This is a genomic window from Ilyomonas limi, assembly GCF_005233845.1.
Lineage (GTDB): Bacteria > Bacteroidota > Bacteroidia > Chitinophagales > Chitinophagaceae > Ilyomonas > Ilyomonas limi.
In genome coordinates this window covers 97692-112744 of record NZ_SZQL01000013.1, presented here as the reverse complement: position 1 = coordinate 112744, position 15053 = coordinate 97692, and the positions used below count along the sequence as shown (strand labels likewise).

The 15053-nt window shown below is 41.3% G+C and carries 13 protein-coding genes; 9 read left to right on the top strand and 4 right to left on the bottom strand.

Annotation, left to right across the window (positions count from 1 at the left end; all coding sequences use genetic code 11):
• Positions 1–7: 7 nt before the first annotated feature.
• The 3 genes from FC093_RS15915 to fumC form a co-directional block, all read right to left on the bottom strand.
• Complete coding sequence (locus tag FC093_RS15915; RefSeq protein ID WP_137262798.1) at positions 8–898, bottom strand: hypothetical protein; 891 nt, start codon at positions 896–898, stop codon at positions 8–10.
• Positions 899–1219: 321 nt separating this feature from the next.
• A complete protein-coding gene (locus FC093_RS15910) occupies positions 1220–2152 on the bottom strand; it encodes a hypothetical protein (RefSeq protein ID WP_137262797.1) in 933 nt (310 codons plus the stop codon).
• Between the two features lie 93 nt (positions 2153–2245).
• Positions 2246–3649 (bottom strand): class II fumarate hydratase, encoded by a 1404-nt coding sequence (gene fumC / locus FC093_RS15905; protein ID WP_137262796.1) that lies wholly within the window; start codon positions 3647–3649, stop codon positions 2246–2248.
• A 370-nt stretch (positions 3650–4019) separates the two neighbouring features.
• On the opposite strand from fumC, the gene FC093_RS15900 reads away from it, so the two are divergent.
• The 7 genes from FC093_RS15900 (at position 4020) to FC093_RS15870 (ending at position 11715) form a co-directional block, all read left to right on the top strand.
• Complete coding sequence (locus tag FC093_RS15900; protein WP_137262795.1) at positions 4020–5315, top strand: lipopolysaccharide biosynthesis protein; 1296 nt, start codon at positions 4020–4022, stop codon at positions 5313–5315.
• Between the two features lie 131 nt (positions 5316–5446).
• The gene (locus FC093_RS15895) at positions 5447–5752 is read left to right on the top strand and encodes a DUF427 domain-containing protein (protein WP_137262794.1); all 306 of its coding nucleotides are present in this window, start codon (positions 5447–5449) and stop codon (positions 5750–5752) included.
• A gap of 143 nt (positions 5753–5895) precedes the next feature.
• Positions 5896–6849 (top strand): ABC transporter ATP-binding protein, encoded by a 954-nt coding sequence (locus FC093_RS15890; protein WP_137262793.1) that lies wholly within the window; start codon positions 5896–5898, stop codon positions 6847–6849.
• A gap of 1 nt (position 6850) precedes the next feature.
• A complete protein-coding gene (locus FC093_RS15885; RefSeq protein ID WP_137262792.1) occupies positions 6851–8431 on the top strand; it encodes an ABC transporter permease/substrate-binding protein in 1581 nt (526 codons plus the stop codon).
• 239 nt (positions 8432–8670) lie between these two features.
• Positions 8671–9909 carry an ergothioneine biosynthesis protein EgtB gene (gene egtB, locus FC093_RS15880; RefSeq protein ID WP_240743328.1) on the top strand — a complete coding sequence of 413 codons (1239 nt, stop codon included), beginning with the start codon at positions 8671–8673 and terminating at the stop codon, positions 9907–9909.
• Positions 9876–10859: an L-histidine N(alpha)-methyltransferase gene (gene egtD, locus FC093_RS15875; RefSeq protein WP_137262791.1), complete on the top strand. Its 984-nt coding sequence runs from the start codon at positions 9876–9878 to the stop codon at positions 10857–10859. Before egtB ends, egtD begins: the two co-directional genes overlap by 34 nt.
• A 289-nt stretch (positions 10860–11148) precedes the next feature.
• Entirely contained in the window at positions 11149–11715 is a 567-nt protein-coding gene (locus tag FC093_RS15870) for a hypothetical protein (RefSeq protein WP_137262790.1), read from the top strand.
• 121 nt (positions 11716–11836) lie between these two features.
• Here FC093_RS15870 and FC093_RS15865 read toward each other — a convergent pair whose 3' ends face one another.
• The gene (locus FC093_RS15865) at positions 11837–12181 is read right to left on the bottom strand and encodes a hypothetical protein (RefSeq protein ID WP_137262789.1); all 345 of its coding nucleotides are present in this window, start codon (positions 12179–12181) and stop codon (positions 11837–11839) included.
• 198 nt (positions 12182–12379) lie between these two features.
• Here FC093_RS15865 and FC093_RS15860 point away from each other — a divergent pair, with 198 nt between their 5' ends.
• Together FC093_RS15860 and FC093_RS15855 are read left to right on the top strand one after the other, a co-directional pair.
• Entirely contained in the window at positions 12380–13303 is a 924-nt protein-coding gene (locus FC093_RS15860; RefSeq protein WP_137262788.1) for an RraA family protein, read from the top strand.
• A 170-nt stretch (positions 13304–13473) separates the two neighbouring features.
• Positions 13474–14973 carry a mandelate racemase/muconate lactonizing enzyme family protein gene (locus tag FC093_RS15855; protein WP_137262787.1) on the top strand — a complete coding sequence of 500 codons (1500 nt, stop codon included), beginning with the start codon at positions 13474–13476 and terminating at the stop codon, positions 14971–14973.
• The last annotated feature ends 80 nt before the right edge of the window (positions 14974–15053 follow it).

Here is a 15053-nt window from a genome sequence, read left to right as displayed (position 1 = left end):
TTAGAGCTTATCCACGCAACCTGAAATCGAAAACGATGGTGCCGGTTTGTTCTTCGGCAGTACTGCTGTTGAGTTTTAGCTGACGGGCTTTGGTAACAGCAATACTTCTGATGTTCTGATTAGTAGTGGTGGTGCCGCGCGGGTTTACCATTGCCTGAATTACATTGCCACTGCTGTTTACAGTGATGTCTACCGCTACCTTTGCGTTTTGGTTGAAATCATCTGTAAAAGAAGGCAGGTGTGTAAATCTTCTGCCACTCAAACCACTACGGATGCTTACGCCACTTTTACCCGTACCTCCATTACCCGTATAACTATCGGAGTTAGGATTACCATTGGGATTGCCCTGATCACCATTACCGCCGGCGATGCCCTGATTACGCACGCCATTGTATGTGTCGCCGCCATTACCACCGGAATTATTTGCTGAGGTTCCGCCCTTGTAAACCGCCTTTGGTGCGGGAGGCTTGGGCGTGGCAGCAACTACCGGTTGTGTGGTGGTTTTCTTTGCTTTAGGTAATTCTGCTGCCGGTGCCGGCTTTTTTTCGGGCTTGGGTGATGTATGAATAACCGGTACATCGTTGTCGTTGTTTTCGGCTACTTCTTTCGCCTCTTCAGGTTCGGCCTGCGCGGAGGCTGTTTTGGGCGATTGAATAGTGGTTTCATCGCTATTGCTCATTTCGCCGGGTATTTCCGGCGCAATATTGCCCATTCCTACATCACTGTTGCCGAGGTTTACTTCGATGCCTTCGTCCGCAACAGGTTGCTCGGGCGCTGGCAGTGTCCAGCTAATCAAAAACATCAACAAGAAAAGAATAGCGCATACGGCTATTGTTAAGCCCAATGCTTTTAAATTTTTTTGTCTTTCAAACTCCTGATGTGTAATTGTGGAAGCCATACTTTACAAATGTAACGGCAGAATAAAAAAAGTATTGTTACAAAAATGCAAACAAGCCTTCATTATAGCATTGCTGTGCATAATTTTTAATAAGAAGTAAAGGTGTGTGAATAGTTTAGCATGTGCTTGTTAAAATATGCAACTGAAGTGTAAGGTTGTAAGTCTTGCTAAAGTGAGCAAAGGTGTAGCAGTGAGTGATTGGCGCTTGTAGTGCCAAAGGTTATACCAGCCGCCGCATAGTAGCCCTGGTGTTCGTTCCATACAACAACAAATGCCACTTAAAAGTGGCATTTGTTGTTGTACAATATGTTGTAAGCTACGTTATCGGACGGTACAATCAAACGAACCCGCTATCAGCACAAGGATACCATCGGACCGTTGTGCATAAACGTGAAATGAACCGGCTAACTGACCGTTGCTGTAGCTGGTGATTGTTATGTAAGAATTACCGTTGGGAGCACCGGATGCTGCAGTTTGATCATTAGCACCATATATTACTACCGGGTTGTTGGGATCTGTTACTATTTGCAAGCCAACAATATTGTTTGCAGTAACAGGATATATTGTACCCGGAACAATATTTTGAGCTGGTACTACCAATTTTAATCCAAACAGCGTATCAGTTGTGCTGGACTGACCAACTACAAATAATGTATCATTCTGCAAAAAACCGCCTTGGGGATCATTAATGTTGGTAACATCAAAAATGCCGCTATAGGTTTGATTGGAGGTTGAATCGGTAAAATGCCACGTGTTGGTAGCAGCCGGAGCCGGATCTACAAAACTGCTATCACCTACAATCACACCACCGGCATCTCCGCCTAGGCCCGTACCGGTGCTGTCCTGCACATTAATGGTAAAGCCGCAGGTAGAACTATCCAGCGTGAGTGTAAAATCTGTCGGAACGTTCAGGATAGGTGTACCATAAGCATGCAACAAAAGCGTATCTACACCCAATTTGGCAAAATAGCCGCTATCACTAAATCCAAAACCGTTCTTCAAACCCGTGTTTAATTCGTAAGTGCCTGTTTGCGTAATGGTAACTACCACTTTTACATAATTGGTATCCCTGCTGGCAGATACACCATTGTAATAAGTACCATTCGGAACCATGGGTTGGCATGAGTTGGCAGTATCATACAATGTACCGTGTCCGGTGCTTTGGTCTGCCTCATAACTTAATTCTTTCTGGCACGACATGATAACCGAAGTGATCAGAATAAAAAGAAATCCGAACAACAATAAACGCTTCATAATGAATAGTTGTGGTAAATAAAAGATGCGTATGAACCTATTAACGTTGCCCGTAAAATAAAATTGCCTGTACCTTAAAAAGGGTTTAAAATTTTACTGGTTCAAATCGCCCACCATATTTGCCGGCACTACCCACTGGTCAAATTCTTCGGGTGTGAGATAACCAAGCTGCACTGCCATTTCTTTGAGTGTAGTGCCTTGCTTGTGCGCCTTTTGTGCAATTTCGGCAGCTTTGTAATAGCCAATTTTTGGGTTCAATGCTGTTACCAGCATCAGGCTGTTATCCACGTGTTTTTTAATGTTGGCTTCGATCGGTTCTATACCTGCGGCGCATTTATCATTAAAGCTTACGCAACCATCGCCAACTAAGCGGGCACTGTGTAAAAAGTTATAAATAATCACCGGCTTAAATACATTCAGTTCAAAATGCCCCATGGAGCCGCCTACATTTATAGCAACGTCATTGCCCAATACTTGCGCGACAATCATCGTTAATGCCTCGCATTGGGTGGGATTTACCTTGCCGGGCATGATAGAAGAACCAGGTTCGTTATCCGGAATAAATATTTCGCCAATACCACTACGGGGACCGCTCGATAGCATACGGATATCATTCGCAATTTTCATCAGGCTTACAGCTACTGTTTTCAATGCGCCATGTGCCTCTACTATTGCATCGTGAGCAGCCAACGCTTCAAACTTATTTTCGGCAGTTATAAACGACAGTCCGGTGAGTTGTGCAATGTGTTTGGCTACCAAAGCAGCATAACCTTTTGGTGTATTAATGCCAGTGCCCACCGCCGTGCCACCCAACGCTAATTCGCTTAGGTGTGGCAGCGAATTTTTAATGGCTTTTAACCCATGATTCAACTGCGATACATAGCCGCTGAATTCCTGCCCGAGCGTGAGCGGCGTGGCATCCATAAAGTGCGTGCGGCCAATCTTCACCACGTGCATAAATTCACTACTTTTTTTTGCCAGTGTATCACGTAGTTTTTCAATGCCGGGAATGGTTGTTTCTACCAGCATTTTATACGCTGCAATGTGCATCGCGGTAGGAAAGGTATCATTGCTCGATTGCGATTTATTCACATCATCATTCGGATGCAGGAACTTGTCTTTATCGGTCAATGCACCGCCATGCAATACGTGTGCACGATAAGCAATTACTTCATTCGCATTCATATTGCTTTGCGTACCGCTGCCCGTTTGCCATACTACCAATGGAAACTGATCATCCAGTTTTCCTTCCAGTATTTCATCACAAACCTGTGCGATGGCATCGGCTTTTTCCTGCGAGAGTACGCCGAGTTCAAGATTGGTTAATGCAGCCGCTTTTTTGAGATAAGCAAACGCTTTAATAATTTCCTTTGGCATTTTATTGATGTCCTGCGCAATCTTAAAATTTTCGATGCTGCGTTGCGTTTGTGCACCCCAATATACATCGGCGGGCACCTGCACTTCGCCCATCGTGTCTTTTTCTATACGGTAATTCATATCGCGTAATTTAAGATGGGCAAAGATAGCCTGATAAAACAATGATGCCACCTGCATGTTTATTTTTATGTGACTGACTGCTGTGCTGCTATGGAACTTCCCTTGTGTCACATTCGCAGAATCACATGGACACTGCAACTGAAGAATATACATAGGTTTTTTGTGCGAGCACGTGTTTGTTTAACCACAGATATTTGTATGTAATTTCACAGGGTAGCACAGAGAAAATAAGCCCTTCTATCAGGTTAATCAGCCAAATCTCCCCAAATCCCGGTTCAAGCTCCTGCACCTTTGCAGTATATCTATTTATGTTTGAAAATCCTGCTGCTGCATGTATTTATAATCCACTTTAATTCCTAACATTTGCTGCATGAATTTTAAGAAATTACTTACTCAAAGCATTGTATGGCGCGGCTTGTACTTCGCTACTTTGTTTTTGGTGAATGTAGTTTTATCGCACTATTTGCATGCCGATGGCGTGGGTAAGATTTATTTCATCTCCAACACTTTTGCACTCATTCATCTCATTGCCGGTTGCTGCCTCGAAGGTGGCATAACTTATTTTATTGCATCTAAAACCATCCAGGCTAATAAAATATTATGGCTTTGCCTGCTGTGGACTTTGATGATCATACTTTGTTTTCTCTTTATTTTTTTTATAGGGCACCATGCTATCAACAGCTTGTTTGAAGGATTGGATGTAGCAGTATATGCTTTTTGTTTCATCGTAGGATTGATGCTTACCAATTATGCTTGCAATCTCTTTTATGCGCATGGCAATTTTTTACTGCCTAATGTTATACTCGCTGTTATTAATATTTCATTTGCTGTTGTAGCAAGCATTATTTACACACAACGGCACGATGGCAAGTTAATAACCGATGTTTATTTTTGCATGTTTCCATTGCAAGGTGTAGCAGTAATAATTGCTTATATATTGCAACATAAAAGCTGGCAACAATTTCAATTGCCCCGCTGGGCAGAGACAAAACGGTTTTACTACTATTCCCTGCAGGTACTGGCTTCTAATGTGCTGTTTTTTTTTGTATATCGCGTAGATTATTATTTTGTGCATGCCAGCCCGGTGTGCACCGATACTGATTTAGGTAATTATATGCAGGTATCTAAGCTGGGACAAATGCTGATCATTATCCCGCAAATCATTGCCAGTGCGGTATGGCCGCAAATGTCTTCGGGCGAAAACAGAGCACTGGTAAGTGAAACTATTATGCTGCTGGCGCGGTTATTTTCTATTGTTTTTTTATTCCTGATGATTGGTGTTGCTTTGGTGGGCGGATGGTTGTTTCCTTTTGTGTTTGGTGCTACCTTCAATAAAATGCAGATGCCAATGTTGTTGCTGTTGCCAGGCATTTTTTGTGTATCGGTACTGGTAATATTGGGTTCTTTTTTTTCGGGTAAAGGCAATGTGCGGGTGAGCATGTATGCCGCATTGCTGGCATTAATTGTAGTGCTCGCAGGCGATTATTTGTTTGTTCCGGTATATGGTATTATTGCAGCAGCAATTGTAAGTACTGTTGGCTATGCAGTACATCTTGGTTATTATTTAGTACAGTTTAAAAAGGAGTATAACTTAAGCGTAAAGGATTTTTTTACATGGCACAAAAGTGATGTGGAGTTGGTAAAAGCGTGGCTAAAAAAGCGATAGGCTAAAATCTGCAGAATATTACGAATAATCTGACAAATAGATTTTATTACTGTAAAGAACAGGAATGTAATAGATTTAGTCTGTTAATGCAAAAAACTTCAAATACATTAGCATAGCATACAATAAAATCTATGAAAGCAATCTGGAACAATCAGGTAATTGCAGAAAGTAACGATACGATTGTAGTAGAAAATAATCATTATTTTCCACCGGACGCGGTAAATAAGGAATATTTGCAACTTTCTGATACACATACTACCTGTTTGTTGAAAGGATTGGCTTCCTATTATACACTGCAGGTAAATGACACAATCAATAAAAATGCGGCATGGCATTATCCCAAACCGAAAGAAGTAGCTAAGGAAATAAAAAACCGGATTGGTTGCTGGAAAGGAGTAAAGGTGGAATTACAAGAAAACTACTTACAGATTGTATAAATAAGCACAAAAAATTTTAAGCTTTTAACATTCGTTGGAAGTAGTTATATAGTAAACCTGTAACAAAAAGTGAATTTAAATTTTACAGATGTTTTTATCTGTATCATTTGTAATCAATGTATTCATGCAATGACTAAAACACGATGATTGAAGTGCAGCAGCTTACTAAAAAGTATCAGCAAACAGTTGCGGTAAGTAATGTGTCTTTTACTGTACATGCAGGGCAAACATTGGTATTGCTGGGCACCAGCGGCTCGGGCAAAACCACTACGCTACGCATGATTAACCGGCTGATTGAACCTACCTCCGGCAGCATCTTTATTAATGGTAAAAATATTCTTTCGCAGCCGCCAGAAATACTACGAAGAAGCATTGGTTATGTATTACAAGGTTATGGTTTGTTTCCACATTACACCGTAGCCGAAAATATTGCCATTGTACCCAGGTTATTGAAATGGAATAAGGGAAGAATCGAACAAAGAACAGATGAATTACTACATAAATTACAGTTGTCACCGGCGAAATATCGCCATGTATATCCATCGCAATTAAGTGGCGGGCAAATGCAACGCGTAGGCCTGGCAAGGGCATTAGCTGCTAACCCACCCATACTCTTAATGGACGAACCTTTTGGTGCTTTAGATCCGCTCACGCGTACAGCGGTAAGAAAGGAGTTAAAAGAATTAGATGAATTAAAAAAGAAAACCATCATTCTTGTTACACATGATGTGCAGGAAGCTTTTGAACTGGGCAATATAATTGGTTTGATGGACAAAGGCTGCATACAACAATTAGCAACACCAACTGAATTATTATTTCAACCGGCGAATGATTTTGTAAAACAGTTTTTACAGCAGCAGTTGTTTCAATTAGAATGGCAATCCCTGCGTTTAATAGACATCTGGAATGATTTGCCGGTAGCTGAAAACGATGCTGCCATTACATTAACCAGCCAGCAAACATTGTGGAATGCATTGGCCGAACTAACAAACAGTACATTACCCGTAGTTGCCTTTGATAAAGCAACAGCAACTAAAAAGGTATTTAATTTTTCGCATTTAACGACTGCCATTCAACGCCAAAAACAACCAGCCTGACATGGAAGAACAGCAAAACCTTTGGCAGTTTATGGTACAGCAGTCAGACAAGCTTTGGCAGCAAACCATTACGCATATTGGACTTACGTTTATTGCATTATTTATTGCTGTTTTGGTTGGACTTCCGCTAGGCATTCTTATTGCCCGCAAGCACAAATGGGCAGGCGTTGTACTGGGTTTTGCCGGCGTGCTGCAAACCATTCCTTCCATTGCATTATTAGGCTTTTTAATTCCGCTTTTTGGCATTGGTGCTATACCGGCTATTGCAGCTTTGTTTTTATATGCTTTATTGCCTATCATCCGTAATACATACACGGGCATAAAAGAAGTAAATAGTGCTGTTGTGGATGCTGCCAAAGGTATGGGTATGACCAATAGACAGATACTTTTGCAAGTACAACTACCTTTGGCTATGCCGGTTATTTTAGCAGGCATTCGCACGGCAACGGTAATTAATGTGGGCGTAGCTACATTGGCTGCTTACATTGCTGCAGGCGGCTTAGGCGAATTTATTTTTGGTGGTATTGCACTCAACAATACCAACATGATTTTAGCAGGCGCTATTCCTGCTGCATTGCTTGCTATCCTGTTCGATTTTTTGCTTTCACTGGTGCAACGGATGAATATAAAAAAGCTACATAAAAGTTTTATTTTTTTACCTTTTATCTTGCTCCTGCTTTCTTCATTTTATATCATTCCCGCAACAGACAAAAGTTTGCTTGCAGGCTTTGAGCCGGAGTTTATGGGAAGAGAAGATGGTTATTTGGGGTTAAAATCCAAATACCATTTAAGCATCCGTAATGTGGTGATTAGTGATGCGATGATGTATAAAGCCGTATATGAAAAAGAGCTGGATATAATAGGTGGTTACAGCACAGATGGCAGATTGAAAGCTTTTGACCTGGTGACTTTGCAGGATGATAAAACTATTTTTCCGCCGTACTATGCAGCGCCTTTTGTACGCAATGAGGTGTTGAAAGAATACCCCGAAGTGGCACCCGTATTGAATTTGCTGGCAGGAAAGATCAACGATAGCATTATGACGGAGCTAAACTATCGGGTAGATTATCTGAAGCAATTGCCACAAAAAGTAGCACGCGATTTCTTAGTATCCAAAGGCTTGTATAAGGAGCCGCAAAACGGACGGAAAGGTGTAATACGTTTGGGCTCAAAAGTGTTTGGTGAACAATATATTCTCATCAATATGTACCGCATGTTACTGGAAGGTTATACCGCTTTGCAGGTAGAAACAAAGACTGGCCTTGGTGGCACAAAAATTTGTTTTGATGCGTTATTGCATAATCAGATTGATATGTATCCTGAATATACCGGTACTGGTTTGCTGGTGATTTTGCAACCACCTAAAGAAAGAGTAGCGCAATTGATAAGCAACCCGGATAGTGTGTATCAATATGTGAAAAAAGCTTTTACAGAGAAATACAATCTTACCTGGTTGCAATCTATAGGTTTCAATAATACCTATGCGTTAATGATGCGAAGAAAACAAGCCGGGCAGTTGCACATCAATACCATATCCGATTTGAAGCGTTATACAGATGGGAGGATTGTCTCTAACAGATAAACACCGATAAAATATTGTATTTTTTGATTATTTATTCTCATTTATACGTTGCATCTACGGAAGAATTTTATTTATTTTTCTCTACAATAAAATGGAAAATGCATAAGTGATTTGTGGCACTTCTTCTATCTCCATCTGTGCTCATCTGCGTTATTTGCAAGGCACCAGTCGCGATTATTTTTAACCAATATCTTCTCTGCTGTTCTTTCGTATATAAAATACAGTATCTTCATTTTCCTATGAAAACAACCTTAGCAAAAGAACCATTAATCACGCATCCATTTGCTAAAGTGCCGCACATAATGGAGCAGGAATTTACAGGCAAAATGAATGATTTGCGGAGCAGTTATAAGACCATCCGGCAACATTCAGAAGCCATTTGCAAACCGCTAAAAACCGAAGATTATGTAGTGCAGCCGGTAGCAGATGTGAGTCCGCCCAAATGGCATTTGGGACATACTACATGGTTTTTTGAGACTTTTTTATTGAAGCCTTATGCAAAGGACTATCAGGAATTTGATCCTGCTTTCAACTTTGTTTTCAACAGTTATTACGAAAGTGTGGGTGCAAGGGTGATACGTACTGACAGAGGTAATTTGAGCAGGCCAACGGTGGATGAAGTTTACAGTTACCGCCGCTATGTGGATGATGCCATGGATGTGTTTTTAAGCAATGAGTTATCGCCGGAAATAGAAGCAGTAGTTATTCTTGGATTCAATCATGAACAACAGCATCAGGAACTGTTATACACCGATATTAAATACATTTTAGGTCATAATCCTTTATTGCCTGCTTATGATGATAAAGGAATAGAGAATATTGCGGTTGAGCAAAATGAAAGTTGGATAAGCATTGAAGAAGGTGTGTATGAAATGGGTTTTGCAGGTGATGGATTTTGTTTTGATAATGAGCTGCAGAGGCATAAAGTGTACCTGCAGCCTTATCATATATGCAACCGTTTGGTGACGAATGCAGCATACTTACAGTTTATTAATGCAGGTGGTTACAACAACTTTCGCTACTGGCATGCCGAAGGTTGGGAATGGGTAAAAAACAGAAAAGTAATCGCACCTTTATATTGGTTTTTGATTAATGATGAATGGCATTATTACACACTCAGCGGGTTACAAAAAATAGACCCGCAGCAACCTGTTACACACATCAATTATTTTGAAGCAACCGCCTTTGCTGCATGGAAAGGGGCGCGCCTGCCCACCGAAGCAGAATGGGAAGTGGCTGCAACAAAATTTGTCTGGGGACAACGATGGGAGTGGACCGAAAGTGCGTACCTGCCTTATCCTGATTTTTCAAAAGCCGAAGGTGCTATAGGCGAATACAATGGCAAATTTATGGTGAACCAAATGGTGCTCCGTGGCGCATCGGTAGCTACACCCGAAGGACACAGCAGAATTACTTACCGTAACTTTTTTCAAACCCACTTACAATGGCAATTCACAGGCATCAGGCTGGCACGGTAGAGCTAACGGCAAAGGAACGGTTTTATAGAGAAGTGATACACGGGCTTTCTTCCACGCCAAAATACCTGCCGTCTAAATATTTTTACGACGCAGCCGGCGACCGTTTGTTTCAGCAGATTATGCAGTTGCCGGAATATTATCTTACACGATGCGAGCATGAGATATTTGTGAAGCAAACCAAAGCGCTGGCTGCACCACTATTACAGCAGTTTGAAACGTTTGATGTATTGGAGTTAGGTGCAGGCGATGCAACAAAATCCACACACCTGTTGCGTTATTTGAATGACAGTGCAAAGGACTTTACGTATTATCCAATAGATATTTCGGAGAATGTAATCCGGCTTTTAGAAAACGAAATGCCACAGCGTATTCCAGGTTTGGAAGTGCACGGATTGAATGGCGATTATTTTGATATGTTGGCTAAGAGTTATGATCTATCCAATCGTAATAAATTAGTACTTTTTTTAGGCTCCAATATTGGCAACTTTAAAAGGGATGAAGCTGAACGTTTTTTGCAGGCACTTAACTATCATTTACAGCCCGGCGACATGGTGTTGATTGGCTTTGATGTAAAAAAAAATCCCAAAGATATACTGGCTGCATACAACGATGATTCGGGTGTAACCAAGGCATTTAATTTAAACCTGCTTAAGCGCATTAATTGCGAATTAGGAGCTGATTTTAACCTTACAAAATTTGACCATTATCCAACCTATAATCCAATCAGCGGCGCTTGTAAAAGTTATTTAATCAGTTTGCAAAACCAGCAAGTAACCATTGGCGAAGAATCATTTTCATTTTATAAAAATGAGCCCGTCTGGACAGAGCTGTCGCAAAAATATGCAGAGCGCGAAATAGATGAATTGGCAATGCGCGCAGGCTTTAAACCCATTGCCAAGTATTACGATAGCAAAGATTGGTTTGTAGATGTTTTGTGGGAGCGGATATAGCGATATTTTACAATAGATTAGTGTACAATCGCCTATTTTGTTTCTTAATTGCAGTGCAATCGCCAGAGGGGGTAAATCTTTGACAAATAGTTCATCTGCACAGTCATTCTCTTTCTTCGTCAACATACTATCCTCCTGTGTATCCGTATATCAAGCAATTATTTTTTGCTGATAAGGTACCACGTGCAAAATACCCTACGCGGCCGGGCGTTTTTCAGGTAGTATGCGCCCTCCTTGTCCCATAGTTTTGGTGTGCAAATGAAAAGATAATAACCCTAAACCTTTTCCCATGAAAACACCATCATTCTTCCGTACAGCGATAATGCTGATAGCAGTACTTACTGCAGTATTGCTACGAAATAATGCCAACGCCCGGCTGCTAATAGCAGTGCACCATACATCTCTTGTGCATTCTGTAATTGATGAAGATAGCAACACGCAGTATGTCCCATTTACAGGAACTAAAAAAATGCGATTAAATAACATCAGCATACATGCAATGCGTGATTTTATGATTAAATATAAAGATGTGGATGATGCAAGCTGGTATGAAGTAGATAATGGTTTTGTAGCTAGGTTTACTGCCGGTGAAGCAACGACTACTGTTACTTACAAAAAGAATGGCGAATGGTTGTACACTATTACGAGCTATGGTGAAATGAAAATGCCTGAAAATATAAGAGCACTTGTAAAAGGAACCTATTACGATTACAGCATTGTAAATATTGAAGAAGTACAAATTCCGTATAAAGAAAACAATATTTTTCTTGTAAAAATGCAGGATGCTACCACCATAAAAGTAGTAAGAATATACGAAGGTGAAATGGAAGTTATTCACGATTATACCAAAGGCTGACTTGTTGGTTTTTTCTCGATGGTTTTTGAAAATATAGACAAGCACGAGGCTCGTTTTTACGAGCCTCTTTATAGTGTTTGCATGTCTTAATATGCACTTCAACTCTTAACGCACGATACTTTTATTCCTCCGGCTGATGGTCTCTCATATACTCCTGCTCTTCCTCCGTGTCACTTTTGCCCTGCGATCTTTTTTCATAATAATCTGCACGGTTACTGCCTGCCAAGCTGTGATTACTTATATAACCCGGCACATCGTGAAAATCAGTATCTAAAGTCTCTATCACTGATCCGTCATTATTGGTTATTTCACCTTCCGTATGTTCTGCCGATAAGATTTGATCGTTATAAAATTGAGTAGCCTCCGTGCCTATTTCTGACGCACTGTTGTTTGCTGTTCCGGGTGCTAAAGCGTCTTCATTTTCTTTATCCCATTTGTCTGAAGCATTTTCTTGTTTTATTACCATTATTATATGTTTTATTGTGTGTATATAATGCCAAGACTATGCCATGGAAGTAAGTATTTTATCTCCGTTTTCAGGATTGCTGCTGTTATTCAATAATATAATATCATTCCCTGATAAAACATTATCATAAAAAGTGTATAAAAAATTCTTTACTTTAACCGCACAAAATAATAGTTACGCTAACTAAAACATCGCCGTATGATTCGCAAATTGATTTGCTTTGCATCGTTTATTTGTATTACTCATTTTGCATCTGCACAACAGGTTACTTTAACACCCGACCAGATAAAAGCGTTAACGCCCGACTGGAAAGGAGAGCGCCTTGCCGATGGCCGTCCTAAAACGGAAGACCGTTTTTTAAATCGTTTGAAAAATATATCCCTTGAAGAGGCTTGGGGTTACCTGCGCAACAAAGGCTATCAAAACCAGTTTGAAGGTGATTGGATGGTTATACGCCCCGACTCTGCAATGGTAGGCCGTGTGGTAACAGCCCAATATATGCCACTGCGGCCAGATTTGAATAAGTTAATTACAGACAAGGGCAAAGCAGAAGGTCGCATTGGTGCCACCAACTCCTGGCCAATTGATGTGTTGCAAAACGGTGATGTGTATGTTGCCGACAGCTATGGAAAAATTGTAGACGGCACTTTGATTGGTGATAACCTGGGTAATGCTATTTATGCAAAATCGCATACCGGCGTTATCTTTTATGGTTCGGTGCGCGACATTGAAGGACTGGAAGAAATACAAGGCTTTAACGGCTGGATAAAAGGCTACGACCCTTCGTATATACAACAAATGATGCTGTCAGGCATCAACGTACCCATACGTATTGGCAGAGCTACCGTATTGCCCGGTGATGTAGTGCTGGCAAAGAAAGGAGGCATCGTTTTCATCCCTGCACAATTCCTCGAAGACTTGGTATTGAACTCCGAATTTGTAGAGTTGAGAGATGCTTTTGGACATCAGCGTTTGCGCGAAGGCAAGTACACACCAGGTCAAATAGATACACAATGGACCGATGAAATAAAAAAAGATTTTTTACAATGGATTGGCACGCAGAAAGATTTGCCGATGACTAGGGAAGAACTGGATAAATATATGAAAGACAGAACCTGGTAGTTTTTCACCGCTAAGAGCAAAGAGGCAGAGGTTTCGCAGAGAAAACAGCCTTTGTGAAACCTCTGTTTACTCCTGTTCCCTGTTTGCGATGAAAGAAAAGCATTTTTTCGTTAGGAGTAATAAAAAGAGATTTATCCCGATTGCTTAACCATAAAATAAACAACTAAGACATGACTCCCTCTCAAAAGTATTTACAAAAACTTGGCTTGAAAGACCAGGATACTACTGCCGAAACAGCTACTGAACACAAGGAAGCTGTACCGGAAAACCCACGCCGTTCTTTTCTTAAAAAATCAGCCTTAGGCGGCATTACTTTAGGCAGTGCTTTTATGTTTTCGCCGGTGGAAGATTTAATAGCGCAAAGCACGCAAAATGTAAGGCGTTATTCATCGCCTTCCGACTTAAAAATTACGGATATGCGTTATTGCGTAACGACTGTTTTAGGCCGTACTGCCATTATACGCATAGATACTAACCAAGGCATTTATGGTTTGGGTGAAGTAAGAGATGGCGCCGACGAACGCTATGCCCTGATGCTGAAAAGCAGGATATTAGGACAAAATCCCTGCAACGTAGAGCAGGTATTCAAATCCATTAAGCAATTTGGCGGACAAAGCCGGCAGGCTGGTGGCGTATGTGGTGTAGAAATGGCGTTGTGGGATATTGTGGGTAAAGCTTATAATGTACCAGCATGGCAAATGCTGGGCGGGAGATATAGAGATAAAATAAGATTATACGCCGATACCCCCGAAGCCGGCTCGCCCGAAGAACAAAAGAAACTTATGGATTACCGCATCAACGACCAGGGTTATACCTGGCTGAAGATGGATTTGAGTATTGGTGAGTTGAAAGGCATTCCGGGCACTTTGGTAAATGATAAATTTTGGCGAAATGATAAGGGAGATTTGCAACAATGGGGCGACCAAAGCAATTACATGGGTTATGGCAATACGGCGCATCCTTTTACTCAAATACAGATAACCGAAAAAGGCTTGGACGAACTGGCTAAACTGGTGGAAAATGTAAGAAATATGCTGGGGTACGATATTCCGCTTTCTACCGATCACTACGGGCATTTTGATGTAAATAACGGCATTCGCCTGGGCAAAAAATTAGAACAGTACCGGCTGGCGTGGCTGGAAGATGTCATTCCATGGGAATACACAGATCAATGGAAAATGCTGTCGGATGCATTGGAAACGCCCTGCCTTACCGGCGAAGATATTTACCTGCTGAAAAGTTTTAAGCTGCTGATTGATGCGCATGCAGTAGATATTATTCACCCGGATCTTGCTTCTTCGGGCGGACTGCTGGAAACGAAAAGAATTGGTGACTATGCTGAAGAACACGGCGTTGCTATGGCCATGCACCAGGCAGGTACCCCTGTTTCGTTTATGGCAAATGTGCATTGTGCTGCGGCTACGCAAAACTTCCTCGCGCTTGAGCACCATTCCATTGATCTGCCATGGTGGGAAAGTTTGGTAAAAACTACCGATGGCAGGCAATTAATTACAAAAGGCTTTGCCAATATTCCACTGTCTGCTCCGGGGCTGGGCATAGAGTTGAACGATGATGTGGTAAAACAACACCTGCATCCATCAGACAAAAGCTATTTTGAGCCAACGCCGCAATGGAATGACAGGCGTTCGCACGATAGGATATTTAGCTAAAGAATTTTACTAAAGATGATTGAAAGCCACAGCATTACAAGGAGTTGAATCACGTGTAAACAGGGTAAATAACTTTGTGT

Bases quoted from the DNA above. Each gene is read 5' to 3' on its own strand.
- FC093_RS15915 (WP_137262798.1), bottom strand. From the start codon at position 898: ATGGCTTCCACAATTACACATCAGGAGTTTGAAAGACAAAAAAATTTA.
- FC093_RS15910 (WP_137262797.1), bottom strand. From the start codon at position 2,152: ATGAAGCGTTTATTGTTGTTCGGATTTCTTTTTATTCTGATCACTTCG.
- fumC (WP_137262796.1), bottom strand. From the start codon at position 3,649: ATGAATTACCGTATAGAAAAAGACACGATGGGCGAAGTGCAGGTGCCC.
- FC093_RS15900 (WP_137262795.1), top strand. From the start codon at position 4,020: ATGAATTTTAAGAAATTACTTACTCAAAGCATTGTATGGCGCGGCTTG.
- FC093_RS15895 (WP_137262794.1), top strand. From the start codon at position 5,447: ATGAAAGCAATCTGGAACAATCAGGTAATTGCAGAAAGTAACGATACG.
- FC093_RS15890 (WP_137262793.1), top strand. From the start codon at position 5,896: ATGATTGAAGTGCAGCAGCTTACTAAAAAGTATCAGCAAACAGTTGCG.
- FC093_RS15885 (WP_137262792.1), top strand. From the start codon at position 6,851: ATGGAAGAACAGCAAAACCTTTGGCAGTTTATGGTACAGCAGTCAGAC.
- egtB (WP_240743328.1), top strand. From the start codon at position 8,671: ATGAAAACAACCTTAGCAAAAGAACCATTAATCACGCATCCATTTGCT.
- egtD (WP_137262791.1), top strand. From the start codon at position 9,876: ATGGCAATTCACAGGCATCAGGCTGGCACGGTAGAGCTAACGGCAAAG.
- FC093_RS15870 (WP_137262790.1), top strand. From the start codon at position 11,149: ATGAAAACACCATCATTCTTCCGTACAGCGATAATGCTGATAGCAGTA.
- FC093_RS15865 (WP_137262789.1), bottom strand. From the start codon at position 12,181: ATGGTAATAAAACAAGAAAATGCTTCAGACAAATGGGATAAAGAAAAT.
- FC093_RS15860 (WP_137262788.1), top strand. From the start codon at position 12,380: ATGATTCGCAAATTGATTTGCTTTGCATCGTTTATTTGTATTACTCAT.
- FC093_RS15855 (WP_137262787.1), top strand. From the start codon at position 13,474: ATGACTCCCTCTCAAAAGTATTTACAAAAACTTGGCTTGAAAGACCAG.